The sequence below is a fragment of the Streptomyces hygroscopicus subsp. hygroscopicus genome (assembly GCF_001553455.1).
GTDB lineage: Bacteria > Actinomycetota > Actinomycetes > Streptomycetales > Streptomycetaceae > Streptomyces > Streptomyces hygroscopicus.
Window position 1 is genome coordinate 19,647 of the sequence record NZ_BBOX01000026.1, and the last position, 12,592, is coordinate 32,238.

A 12,592-nucleotide genomic window follows, 5' to 3' on the forward strand; every position below is an offset into this window, starting at 1 on the left:
GTCCTTCTCCGGCGTTCTCCGGCGTTTTCTGTCGTTTCCGGCGTTTTCCGTCATCGGTACGTCACAACTTCGTCATCGCCCTCGAAAGCCCGCGGTCCCGCCGCGGGCTTTCGAACACCCCCCGGCCCCTTGCGGTTACCGGCCATGCGGGACGACATGCCTGGCCGGCCGGGGACGGCGGGCACGCGGCGGGTTCGTGGGGCGTTCACACAGCGGCGGTCCGGGCAGGTACCGTTCGGTAGAAGCGGCCTCACCGCCGTATCAGCACACGACAGTTGCCGGACGAGAACCGCCTGTACGAGACGGAGTGCCACCGGATGCAGCATGCAGTGGGAGCTCCGCTGCCGCCGCCCCACCAGCCGGGGCCGGTCCCCGGACCGCAGGGCGCGGGCTGGGCCCAGGGCGCGAGTGCGAGCCATCACCCGGGACCCGGGCCGCATCCCCCCGCACCGCCCGCGCCCCCCATGCCGGGACATCCCGCACCGCCCGCGCAGCATCCGGTGTCGCCTCCGCCGGCTCCGCAGGCGCCCCCCGGGGCGCCGCTGGAGACGGTGAGCACCACCGGCCATGTCCAGCTGCCGCCCGGCGGCCCGGTGCCGCTGCCGCACCCGCCGGCGGACCCGTCGGTCGCCGACGCCTCGCAGGCGGCGGTGGCGGTGCTGCTGATCGGGCCGGCCGGGGCGGGCAAGACCACGGTCGCGCGCTACTGGGCCGACCGCCGCCGGGTGCCGACCGCGCACATCAGCCTGGACGATGTGCGGGAGTGGGTCCGCTCCGGCTTCGCCAACCCCCAGTCGGGGTGGAACGAGCACTCCGAGGCGCAGTACCGTCTCGCCCGCCGCACCTGCGGCTTCGCCGCCCGTAACTTCCTGGCCAACGGCATCTCCTGCATCCTCGACGACGCCGTCTTCCCCGACCGCCCGGTGGTCGGCCTCGGCGGCTGGAAGCGCCATGTGGGCCCCGGTCTGCTGCCGGTGGTGGTCCTGCCGGGCCTGGAGATCGTGCTGGAGCGGAACGCGGCCCGCACCGGCAACCGCCGCCTCAGCGACGAGGAGGTGGCGCGGATCCACGGCCGGATGGCGGGGTGGTACGGCTCCGGCCTGCCGATCATCGACAACTCCACCTACGACGTGGAGACCACGGCCCGCATGCTCGACGAGGTGGTCACCCGCTCCATCGCGAGCCCGCCCAGCTGGTAGCCGCCTTGATTCCAGGCCCGGTCCGCCTCCGGGGCGCTTGAGCCTCCTGGCGGCTGCCGCCGGGACGGGGCCGCCGGCCTCCGGGCCCGGCATGACTGTTGCCCCCTGTACGCGCCCCTCCGGCTCACTCGCCGGGGCGGCCCGTGGACGGCGACACGCCCGCCGGCTCACTCGCCGGAGCCACTGGAGGGGCCGTTGCCGCCGGGCGTGCGTACGCTCGGGACCATGTCCGAGGTGTACGCGGCCCGACGTGCCCGTCTGCACGATCAGTGCACCGCGGCCGGGAGCGCGGCGGCGCTGGTGTCCCGGCCCGCCAATGTGCGCTATCTGTGCGGCGCCGTGCCGCCCGGCGCGGTGCTGCTGCTCGGCCCCGTCCAGGACGTGCTGGTGGCCGCCGAGGTCCCCTCCGTCCCGCCGCTCCCGTCCGCCCCACCGCGTGCGGAGGAGCCGCGGCTGCTGGTGCTGCCCGGTGCGGAGGGCGATCCGGCGGCGGCCGCGGCCGATCTGGCCGCCGCGGACGGCGCCGAGTCGCTGGCCGTCGAGGAGCACGATCTGACCGTCGCCCGCCATCGGGCGCTGGGCGCCGCCGCGCCCCGGATCCGGCTGGCCGATCTGGGCCGGGCCGTGGAGCAGTTGCGGATCGTCAAGGACGACGAGGAGATCTCCTGTATGCGGATCGCCGGGGAGCTCGCCGATCAGGCGCTCGGCGAGCTGCTGGAGTCGATCCTGGTGGGCCGCACCGAGCGTCATCTGGCGCTGGAGCTGGAGCGCCGGCTGGTGGACCACGGCGCGGACGGCCCGGCCTTCCCCACCGTCGTCGCGGCGGGGCCCAACGCGGGGCGCCCCGGCCATCTGCCCACCGACCGGCGGGTCGAGGAGGGCGACTTCCTCACCATCCGCCTCGGCGCCGACTACCGCGGCTACCGCTGCCAGGTGGGCCGTACCTTCGTCGTCGGGCCCTCGCCCGCGGACTGGCAGGTCGAGCTGTACGACGTCGTCTTCGCCGCTCAGCGGGCGGGGCGGGAGGCGCTGCTGCCGGGCCGGGCGTGCCGGGACGTGGACCGGGTGACCCGTCAGGTGCTGGACGCGGCGGGCTACGGAGACGTGCTGGAACCCCGCACGGGACACGGGGTGGGCCTGGAAATCGACGAGGACCCTCGGCTCAGCCCGTCCGCCATGGGTAAACTGGACGCTTGTGTGCCGGTCACCGTCGAGCCGGGGGTCCACCTCCCGGGCCGGGGCGGTGTCCGGATCGATGACACGCTCGTCGTCCGCCCCGAGGCGGACGGCGGACCCGAGCTACTCACCATCACGACCAAAGAGCTGCTCGCGCTCTAGGCTTCGGCCGCGGCTCGGCTACGGCCTCCGTCCCGGCTTCCGGCCGGGAGAGCGGCGCAGCGCTCTGGTCTCCGCCAGCTGCAGTCCAGGAGATCCCGCAACCGTGGCATCCACGAACGACCTCAAGAACGGCATGGTGCTCAAGCTCGAAGGCGGCCAGCTGTGGTCCGTCGTCGAGTTCCAGCACGTCAAGCCCGGCAAGGGCCCTGCTTTCGTGCGCACCAAGCTCAAGAACGTGCTGTCCGGCAAGGTGGTCGACAAGACCTTCAACGCCGGTGTGAAGGTCGAGACGGCCAATGTCGACAAGCGCGGCATGCAGTTCTCGTACAAGGACGGCGAGAGCTTTGTGTTCATGGACATGGACACCTTCGACCAGATCTACATCACCCCCGAGGTCGTCGGCGACAACGCCCGCTACCTGCTCGAGGGGTTCGAGGCCGTCGTGGCGATGTACGAGGGCAACCCGCTCTACGTCGAGCTGCCCGCGGCCGTCGAGCTCGTGGTCGAGTACACCGAGCCGGGCGTCCAGGGTGACCGCTCCACCGGTGGCACCAAGCCCGCCAAGCTCGAGACCGGCTATGAGATCGGCGTGCCGCTGTTCATCACCACCGGTGAGAAGATCAAGGTTGACACCCGCTCCGGTGAGTACCTCGGTCGGGTGAACAACTAGCCGTGGCTGCCCGCAACAAGGCCCGAAAGCGTGCCTTCCAGATCCTCTTCGAGTCCGATCAGCGCGGCAGCTCCGTGCAGACAGTGCTCGCGGACTGGATCCGGCACGCCCGGACCGACGACCGGCAGCCGCCGGTCAGCGAATACACGATGCAGCTCGTCGAGGGATATGCCCAGCACATCGACCGGATCGACGAGCTGATCGGCACCTACGCGGTGGGCTGGACGCTGGACCGGATGCCGGTCGTCGACCGGAACATCCTGCGGCTGGGCGCCTATGAGCTGGTGTGGGAGGACGCGACCCCGGACGCGGTGGTGATCGACGAGGCGGTGCAGCTCGCCAAGGAGTTCTCCACCGATGACTCGCCGGCCTTCGTCAACGGCCTGCTGGGCCGTATCAAGGAGCTGAAGCCGAGTCTGCGTCGCGATCAGGAGCGCCAGGCATAGCGCGCCGGACCATCAAGGCCGGACAAACGGACGCCTACGGGCGCGTCATGACGACAAAGCCGCCGGGGGCGGTGGCGGACCCGGAAGGGCCCCACCGCCCCCGGCGGCACGTTTCTGCTGGTGGCGGGGGAGAAGAGGACTCAGACGTCTTCGTGCTGGACCGCGCGGCGGGCGTCGGCGCCCAGCACGCCCCAGCTGATCAACTGCTCGGTCAGCACGGACGGCGACTGGTCGTAGATGACGGCGAGGGTGCGCAGATCGTCCTGGCGGATCGAGAGCACCTTGCCGTTGTAGTCACCACGCTGGCTCTGGATCGTCGCGGCGTACCGCTGCAGCGGTCCCGCCTTCTCGACCGGCACATGGGCCAGCCGCTCAAGGTCCAGTACCAGCTTCGGCGGCGGCTCCGCCGCCCCGGCCGGGCTCGTGCCCGGAAGCAGCTCCTGCACCGGGACGCCGTAGAAGTCGGCCAGCTCGGCGAGACGCTGCACGGTCACGGCACGGTCACCGCGCTCGTACGATCCCACCACCACGGCCTTCCAGCGGCCCTGGGACTTCTCCTCGACACCGTGGAGGGAGAGGCCCTGCTGGGTGCGGATGGCGCGGAGCTTGGCCCCGAGCTGTTTGGCGTATTCGCTGGACATAAAGCTCCCCGGACGCTGTATCGACGTGCGGCTGTGCCGCGCGGCTGGTCACTCACTGTGAGGTTACGCAGCGTAATTTCCATTCGTCAAGCCGAACGGAGCGGAGGGGCTCCCGCCAGGGGCGTTGACGGGGGCACTCCCTATCCCTGCTAGTGTGAATGGCGCAAATCCGACCGTCCTTTAAGGTCCGTCCCGTGAGGCGGAGAAGGAGGTCCGTTTCGTATGGACGCACATACCTCGGACGCCGCGCGCTCCGTGCTGGAAGCACCGGATATCGCCCGCGTTCTGACCCGCATCGCCCACGAGATCGTGGAACGCGCCAAGGGCGCCGACGACGTGGTGCTGCTCGGCATTCCCACCCGCGGTGTCTTTCTCGCCCGGCGGCTGGCCGCCCGGCTCGAAGAGATCACCGACAAGCCCGGCCGGATCCCGGTCGGCTCGCTCGACATCACGATGTACCGCGACGATCTGAGGCTGCGCCCGGCCCGCGCGCTCGCCCGCACCGAGATCCCCGACGACGGCATCGACGGCCGCCTGGTGGTCCTGGTGGACGACGTGCTCTTCTCCGGCCGCACCATCCGCGCCGCGCTCGACGCCCTCGGTGACATCGGTCGGCCGCGCGCCGTCCAGCTCGCGGTCCTCGTCGACCGCGGCCACCGTGAACTGCCGATCCGCGCCGACTACGTCGGCAAGAACCTCCCCACGTCGCTGCGGGAGACGGTCAAGGTCCAGCTCACCGAGGAGGACGGCCGCGACAGCGTGCTCCTCGGGCTGCGCGGGACCACCCCCGCGGACGGGAAGTAGCGCCCCGCACCGACGGCGGGTGCCGCCCGGCGACCGAAGGGAACCCGCCCGACGGACCACCGGTGCCCGCCAGGACACCGGCCCGCGCGCCTGCCCGCCCGCACGCCCGCTCATCTCCCTCACCCACGGAGCAACCGGATGAAGCGCCACCTCATCTCGGCCGCCGACCTCTCGCGCGATGACGCCGTCCTGATCCTCGACACCGCCGAGGAACTGGCCCGGCTCGCCGACCGGCCGATCAAGAAACTGCCGACCCTGCGCGGCCGTACCGTCGTCAACCTCTTCTTCGAGGACTCCACCCGCACCCGCATCTCCTTCGAGGCGGCCGCCAAGCGGCTGTCCGCCGATGTGATCAACTTCTCCGCCAAGGGCTCCTCGGTCTCCAAGGGCGAGTCCCTCAAGGACACCGCGCTCACCCTGGAGGCGATGGGCGCCGACGCCGTCGTCATCCGCCACCACGCCTCCGGCGCCCCGCACCGGCTCGCCACCTCCGGCTGGATCAACGGCGCCGTGGTCAACGCGGGCGACGGCACCCATGAGCACCCCACCCAGGCGCTGCTCGACGCCTTCACCATGCGCCGCCACCTGAGCGGGGAGGGCCCCGGCGTCGGACAGGACCTGGCCGGGCGCCGGATCACCATCGTCGGCGACGTCCTGCACAGCCGGGTGGCCCGCTCCAACGTCCATCTGCTGGCCACCCTGGGCGCCGAGGTCACCCTGGTCGCCCCGCCGACGCTGGTCCCCTTCGGCGTGGAGAGCTGGCCCTGCGAGATCAGCTACGACCTGGACGCGGTGATCGGCAAAACCGACGCCGTGATGATGCTGCGCGTCCAGCGCGAGCGCATGAACGCCGCCTTCTTCCCCACCGAGCGGGAGTACGCCCGCCGCTACGGCCTGGACGGCGACCGCATGGCGCGGATGCCGGAGCACGCCATCGTGATGCACCCCGGCCCCATGAACCGCGGTATGGAGATCACCGCGGAGGTCGCGGACTCCGACCGCTGCACCGCCGTCGAGCAGGTGGCCAACGGCGTCTCGATCCGCATGGCCGTCCTGTACCTGCTGCTCGGCGGGAACGAATCCGCCGTCGCCGCCGACCGCACCGAGGAGAGCAAGTGACCATGAGCGACACGGACAAGACGCTGCTGCGCGGCGCGAAGGTGCTCGGCGGCGAGCCGCGGGACGTGCTGATCGAGGGGGAGCGCATCGCCGCGGTCGGCTCCGGGCTGGACGCGGCCGGCGCCACCGTGATCGACGTCACCGGGCAGATCCTGCTGCCGGGCCTGGTCGATCTCCACACCCATCTGCGCGAGCCCGGCCGTGAGGACTCCGAGACGGTCCTGACCGGCACCAAGGCCGCCGCCGCTGGCGGTTTCACCGCCGTCCACGCCATGGCCAACACCTTCCCCGTGGCCGACACCGCGGGCGTCGTGGAGCAGGTGTGGCGGCTCGGCAAGGAGTCCGGCTACTGCGATGTGCAGCCGGTGGGCGCGGTCACCGTCGGCCTGGAGGGCAAGAAGCTGGCCGAGCTGGGCGCGATGCACGACTCGGCCGCCGGGGTGCGGGTCTTCTCCGACGACGGCAAGTGCGTGGACGACGCGGTGATCATGCGTCGGGCGCTGGAGTACGTGAAGGCGTTCGGCGGCGTCATCGCCCAGCACGCCCAGGAGCCCCGGCTGACCGAGGGCGCCCAGATGAACGAGGGCGTCGTCTCCGCCGAGCTGGGCCTGGGCGGCTGGCCGGCCGTCGCCGAGGAGTCGATCATCGCCCGTGATGTGCTGCTCGCCGCGCACGTCGGCTCCCGGGTGCACATCTGCCACCTGTCCACCGCGGGCTCGGTCGAGCTCATCCGCTGGGCCAAGTCCAAGGGCTGGAACGTCACCGCCGAGGTCACCCCGCACCATCTGCTGCTGACCGACGAGCTCGTACGCTCCTACAACCCGGTCTACAAGGTGAACCCGCCGCTGCGCACCGAGGCCGATGTGATGGCGCTGCGTGAGGCGCTCGCCGACGGCACCATCGACTGCGTGGCCACCGACCACGCCCCGCATCCGCACGAGGACAAGGACTGCGAGTGGGGCGCCGCGGCCATGGGCATGGTGGGCCTGGAGACGGCGCTGTCCGTGGTCCAGCACACCATGGTCGACACCGGGCTGCTGGACTGGGCGGGCGTCGCCGACCGGATGTCGGTGCGGCCCTCGGCCATCGGCCGCCTGGCCGGCCACGGCCGCCCCGTCGCCCCCGGGGAGCCCGCCAACCTCACCCTGCTCGACTCCGCTTACCGTGGTGTGGTGAACCCCGCGGGCTTCGCCTCCCGCAGCCGCAACACTCCCTACGAGGGCCGCGAACTGCCGGGCCGCGTGACGTACACGTTCCTGCGGGGGCGGGCGACGGTTGTGGACGGGAAGCTGGCGTGACACCTCTGAGTCATCCGGTGGCGGGCCTCGCGGGATACGCGGGCCTGGCGGCCGAACAGAAATCGCAGGAAGTGACGGACTGGGCCGCCCGGATCGGCTGGGTCGCCGGGCTGCTGCTGGTCATCGCGCTGGTCTACTGGCTGATGCGCGAGGGCTGGAAGTGGCGCGGAACCCTCCAGGGCGACCTCCCCGAGCTGCCCTCCGCCCCCGGCGAGCCCGGTGCGGCCCGCCTCGCGCTCAGCGGCCGCTACCACGGCTCCACGACCGCCGGACAGTGGCTGGACCGGATCGTCGCCCACGGCCTGGGCACCCGCAGCCGGGTCGAGCTCACCCTCACCGACCTGGGCGTGGGTGTCGTACGGCCGGGCGCCCGGGACTTCTTCATCCCGGCCGCCGCGCTGCGCGGCGCCCGGCTGGACAAGGGCATCGCCGGCAAGGTCCTCGCCGAGGGCGGGCTGCTGGTGATCACCTGGCAGCTGGGCGAGCGGCTGATCGACTCCGGTTTCCGCTCCGACCACGCCGCCGAGCACCCCGCCTGGGTCGACGCCGTCACCGCGCTGAGCCCCAGCGGCCCGAGCGACCCGAGCAACGCAAGCAACCCCAGCAACCAGACGGAAGGCGCCGCACGATGACGACCTCCACCCGGGGGGCCAGCGCCCCCGCCGTACTCGTCCTGGAGGACGGCCGCACCTTCCGCGGCCGGGCCTACGGGGCCGTGGGGGAGACCTTCGGCGAGGCCGTGTTCTCCACCGGGATGACCGGCTACCAGGAGACCCTGACCGACCCCTCCTACCACCGCCAGGTCGTCGTGATGACCGCCCCGCACATCGGGAACACCGGCGTCAACGACGAGGACCCGGAGTCGCAGCGGATCTGGGTCTCCGGCTATGTGGTGCGCGACCCGGCCCGTACGCCCTCCAACTGGCGCTCCCGTCGCTCGCTGGACGAGGAGCTGACCGCCCAGGGCGTGGTCGGCATCAGCGGGATCGACACCCGCGCCCTCACCCGCCACCTGCGCGAGCGCGGCGCCATGCGCGTCGGCATCTTCTCCGGTGAGGCGCTCGGGGACGAGGCCGCGCTGCTGGCCAGGGTGCGGGCCGTCCCGCAGATGAAGGGCGCCGACCTCAGCGGCGAGGTGGCCACCGCCGAGGCGTACGTCGTCCCCGCGATCGGGACCAGGAAGTTCACCGTCGCCGCGATCGACCTGGGCATCAAGGGCATGACCCCGTACCGGATGGCCGAGCGCGGCATCGAGGTGCACGTGCTGCCCGCGACCGCGACGGTCGAGGACGTCTACGCGGTCGGTCCGGACGGGGTGTTCTTCTCCAACGGCCCGGGCGACCCGGCCACCGCCGACCACCCCGTCTCGCTGATGCGGGCCGTGCTGGAGCGCTCCACGCCGCTGTTCGGCATCTGCTTCGGCAACCAGATCCTCGGCCGGGCGCTCGGCTTCGGCACCTACAAGCTCAAGTACGGGCACCGCGGGATCAACCAGCCGGTGCAGGACCGCACCACCGGCAAGGTGGAGATCACCGCCCACAACCACGGCTTCGCCGTGGACGCCCCGCTCGACGCGCCGTCCGACACCCCCTACGGCCGCGCCGAGGTCTCCCACGTCTGCCTCAACGACAACGTGGTCGAGGGGCTGCGGCTGCTCGACCGCCCCGCGTTCAGCGTCCAGTACCACCCCGAGGCGGCCGCCGGTCCGCATGACGCCGCGTACCTGTTCGACCGCTTCGTGTCCCTGATGGAGGGCCAGCGTGCCTAAGCGCACCGACATCCAGTCCGTTCTGGTCATCGGCTCCGGCCCGATCGTCATCGGCCAGGCCGCCGAGTTCGACTACTCCGGCACCCAGGCGTGCCGGGTCCTGAAGTCCGAGGGCCTGCGGGTCATCCTGGTCAACTCCAACCCGGCCACGATCATGACCGACCCGGAGATCGCCGACGCCACCTACGTCGAGCCGATCACTCCGGAGTACGTCGAGAAGATCATCGCCAAGGAGCGCCCCGACGCGCTGCTGCCCACCCTCGGCGGCCAGACCGCGCTCAACACCGCGATCTCCCTGCACGAGGCGGGCACCCTCGAGGAGTACGGCGTCGAGCTGATCGGCGCCAACGTCCAGGCGATCCACAAGGGCGAGGACCGCGACCAGTTCAAGGAGGTCGTCGAGGCCGTCCGCGCCAAGATCGGCCACGGTGAGTCCGCCCGCTCGGTCATCTGCCACTCCATGGACGACGTGCTCGCGGGCGTCGAGCAGCTCGGCGGCTACCCCGTCGTGGTCCGCCCCTCCTTCACCATGGGCGGCGCGGGCTCCGGCTTCGCCCACGACGAGGACGAGCTGCGCCGTATCGCCGGCCAGGGCCTGACCCTCTCGCCGACCACCGAGGTGCTCCTGGAGGAGTCCATCCTCGGCTGGAAGGAGTACGAGCTGGAGCTGATGCGCGACAAGCGCGACAACGTCGTGGTCGTCTGCTCCATCGAGAACTTCGACCCCATGGGCGTGCACACCGGTGACTCGATCACCGTCGCCCCGGCGATGACGCTCACCGACCGCGAGTACCAGATCCTGCGGGACATCGGCATCGCCGTCATCCGCGAGGTCGGCGTCGACACCGGCGGCTGCAACATCCAGTTCGCGGTCAACCCCGAGGACGGCCGGGTCATCGTCATCGAGATGAACCCGCGCGTCTCCCGCTCCTCGGCGCTCGCCTCCAAGGCCACCGGCTTCCCCATCGCGAAGATCGCGGCCAAGCTGGCCGTCGGCTACACGCTGGACGAGATCCCCAACGACATCACGCAGGAGACCCCGGCGTCCTTCGAGCCCACGCTCGACTACGTCGTGGTCAAGGTGCCGCGCTTCGCCTTCGAGAAGTTCCCGGCCGCCGACGCCCGGCTGACCACCACCATGAAGTCGGTCGGCGAGGCCATGGCCATCGGCCGCAACTTCACCGAGGCGCTCCAGAAGGCGCTGCGCTCGCTGGAGAAGAAGGGCAGCCAGTTCGACTTCACCGGGGACCCCGGCGACAAGGCCGCACTGCTGGAGGCGGCCACCGCCCCGACCGACGGCCGGATCAACACCGTGATGCTGGCGATCCGCGCCGGGGCCACCCCCCAGGAGGTCTTCGACGCCACCCGGATCGACCCGTGGTTCGTGGACCAGCTCTTCCTGATCAAGGAGATCGCGGACGACCTCGCCGCCGCCGACAAGCTCCACCCCGAGCTGCTCGCCGAGGCCAAGCGGCACGGCTTCTCCGACGCCCAGATCGCCGGTATCCGCTCGCTGCGCGAGGACGTGGTCCGCGAGGTGCGGCACGCGCTGGGCATCCGCCCCGTCTACAAGACGGTCGACACCTGCGCCGCCGAGTTCGCCGCCAGGACCCCGTACTTCTACTCCTCCTACGACGAGGAGTCCGAGGTCGCCCCGCGGCAGACCCCCGCGGTGATCATCCTCGGCTCGGGCCCCAACCGCATCGGCCAGGGCATCGAGTTCGACTACTCCTGCGTCCACGCCTCCTTCGCGCTGCACGACGCGGGCTACGAGACCGTCATGGTCAACTGCAACCCGGAGACCGTCTCCACCGACTACGACACCTCCGACCGGCTCTACTTCGAGCCGCTCACCCTGGAGGACGTGCTGGAGATCGTCCACGCGGAGACGCAGGCCGGACCGGTCGCGGGCGTCATCGTCCAGCTCGGCGGCCAGACCCCGCTGGGCCTGGCCCAGGCGCTCAAGGACAACGGAGTGCCGATCGTCGGCACCTCGCCCGAGGCGATCAACCTCGCCGAGGAGCGCGGCGCCTTCGGCCGGGTGCTGACCGAGGCCGGGCTGCCCGCGCCCAAGTACGGCACCGCCTTCTCCTTCGACCAGGCCAAGGGCATCGCGGCCGAGATCGGCTACCCGGTCATGGTCCGCCCCTCGTACGTCCTGGGCGGCCGCGGGATGGAGATCGTCTACGACGAGCCCTCGCTCGCCGCGTACCTGGAGCGGCACGCCGGGCTGATCTCCGAGCACCCCGTGCTCATCGACCGCTTCCTCGACGACGCCATAGAGATCGACGTGGACGCGCTCTACGACGGCCAGGATCTCTACCTCGGCGGTGTCATGGAGCACATCGAGGAGGCCGGGATCCACTCGGGCGACTCGGCCTGCGCCCTGCCCCCGATCACCCTCGGCGGCTTCGACATCAAGCGGCTGCGCGCCTCGACCGAGGCCATCGCCCGCGGGGTGGGCGTCCGCGGACTGATCAACATCCAGTTCGCGCTGGCCGGGGACATCCTCTACGTACTGGAGGCGAACCCGCGCGCCTCCCGTACCGTCCCCTTCACCTCCAAGGCCACCGCCGTACCGCTGGCCAAGGCCGCCGCCCGGATCTCGCTGGGCGCCACCATCGCCGAGCTGCGCGCCGAGGGGCTGCTGCCCTCCAGCGGCGACGGCGGCACGCTGCCGCTGGACGCGCCGATCTCCGTCAAGGAGGCCGTGATGCCGTGGAGCCGGTTCCGGGACGCCTCCGGGCGCGGGGTGGACACCGTCCTCGGCCCGGAGATGCGCTCCACCGGGGAGGTCATGGGCATCGACTCGGTCTTCGGCGCGGCCTACGCCAAGTCGCAGGCCGGGGCGTACGGCGCGCTGCCGTCCAAGGGGCGTGCGTTCGTCTCCGTCGCCAACCGCGACAAGCGCTCGATGATCTTCCCCGCCCGGGAGCTGGTCGGCCTCGGCTTCGAGCTGCTGGCCACCTCGGGCACGGCGGACGTGCTCAAGCGCAACGGCATCAACGCCACCGTGGTCCGCAAGCACAGCGAGGGCGAGGGCCCGAATGGTGAGAAGACCATCGTCCAGCTGATCCACGAGGGCGAGGTCGACCTGATCGTCAACACCCCGTACGGCACCGGCAGCCGGCTGGACGGCTATGACATCCGTACGGCGGCCGTCGCCCGCGGCGTCCCGTGCCTGACCACCGTCCAGGCGCTCGCGGCCGCCGTACAGGGCATCGAGGCGCTGGGCCGGGGCGCGGTCGGCGTCCGGTCGCTCCAGGAACACGCGGACCATCTGACCGCCGCCCGCGAGGAGTGAGGCGG

Annotated in this window: 11 protein-coding genes; 10 read left to right on the forward strand and 1 reads right to left on the reverse strand. The window is 71.5% G+C overall.

The features are described 5' to 3' along the window. Positions 1-317: 317 nt before the first annotated feature. From AXW62_RS03800 to nusB, 4 genes are all read left to right on the forward strand, one after another. On the forward strand, positions 318-1,199 hold the full coding sequence (locus tag AXW62_RS03800; RefSeq protein ID WP_060943234.1) for a Pro-rich N-terminal domain-containing protein: 882 nt from the start codon (positions 318-320) through the stop codon (positions 1,197-1,199). Between the two features lie 225 nt (positions 1,200-1,424). After that, entirely contained in the window at positions 1,425-2,537 is a 1,113-nt protein-coding gene (locus AXW62_RS03805) for an aminopeptidase P family protein (RefSeq protein WP_030826705.1), read from the forward strand. Positions 2,538-2,640: 103 nt separating this feature from the next. After that, the gene (gene efp, locus AXW62_RS03810) at positions 2,641-3,207 is read left to right on the forward strand and encodes an elongation factor P (RefSeq protein WP_030826702.1); all 567 of its coding nucleotides are present in this window, start codon (positions 2,641-2,643) and stop codon (positions 3,205-3,207) included. Between the two features lie 2 nt (positions 3,208-3,209). Continuing rightward, positions 3,210-3,653 carry a transcription antitermination factor NusB gene (gene nusB / locus AXW62_RS03815; RefSeq protein ID WP_030826699.1) on the forward strand — a complete coding sequence of 148 codons (444 nt, stop codon included), beginning with the start codon at positions 3,210-3,212 and terminating at the stop codon, positions 3,651-3,653. Positions 3,654-3,793: 140 nt separating this feature from the next. Here nusB and bldD read toward each other — a convergent pair whose 3' ends face one another. After that, positions 3,794-4,294 (reverse strand): transcriptional regulator BldD, encoded by a 501-nt coding sequence (bldD, locus tag AXW62_RS03820; protein WP_014056259.1) that lies wholly within the window; start codon positions 4,292-4,294, stop codon positions 3,794-3,796. Positions 4,295-4,516: 222 nt separating this feature from the next. Between bldD and pyrR the strand changes: the two genes are divergently transcribed. From pyrR to carB, 6 genes are all read left to right on the forward strand, one after another. Beyond that, positions 4,517-5,098, forward strand: a complete 582-nt coding sequence (pyrR, locus tag AXW62_RS03825) for a bifunctional pyr operon transcriptional regulator/uracil phosphoribosyltransferase PyrR (RefSeq protein ID WP_030826696.1) — start codon at positions 4,517-4,519, stop codon at positions 5,096-5,098. 138 nt (positions 5,099-5,236) lie between these two features. After that, a complete protein-coding gene (locus tag AXW62_RS03830; protein ID WP_030826693.1) occupies positions 5,237-6,217 on the forward strand; it encodes an aspartate carbamoyltransferase catalytic subunit in 981 nt (326 codons plus the stop codon). A gap of 2 nt (positions 6,218-6,219) precedes the next feature. Further along, a complete protein-coding gene (locus AXW62_RS03835; RefSeq protein ID WP_060943235.1) occupies positions 6,220-7,515 on the forward strand; it encodes a dihydroorotase in 1,296 nt (431 codons plus the stop codon). Beyond that, positions 7,512-8,147, forward strand: a complete 636-nt coding sequence (locus AXW62_RS03840; RefSeq protein WP_060943236.1) for a PH-like domain-containing protein — start codon at positions 7,512-7,514, stop codon at positions 8,145-8,147. The genes AXW62_RS03835 and AXW62_RS03840 overlap by 4 nt, the downstream gene beginning before the upstream one ends. After that, on the forward strand, positions 8,144-9,283 hold the full coding sequence (carA, locus tag AXW62_RS03845) for a glutamine-hydrolyzing carbamoyl-phosphate synthase small subunit (protein ID WP_060943237.1): 1,140 nt from the start codon (positions 8,144-8,146) through the stop codon (positions 9,281-9,283). Before AXW62_RS03840 ends, carA begins: the two co-directional genes overlap by 4 nt. Further along, a complete protein-coding gene (gene carB, locus AXW62_RS03850; protein ID WP_060943238.1) occupies positions 9,276-12,587 on the forward strand; it encodes a carbamoyl-phosphate synthase large subunit in 3,312 nt (1,103 codons plus the stop codon). The genes carA and carB overlap by 8 nt, the downstream gene beginning before the upstream one ends. The last annotated feature ends 5 nt before the right edge of the window (positions 12,588-12,592 follow it).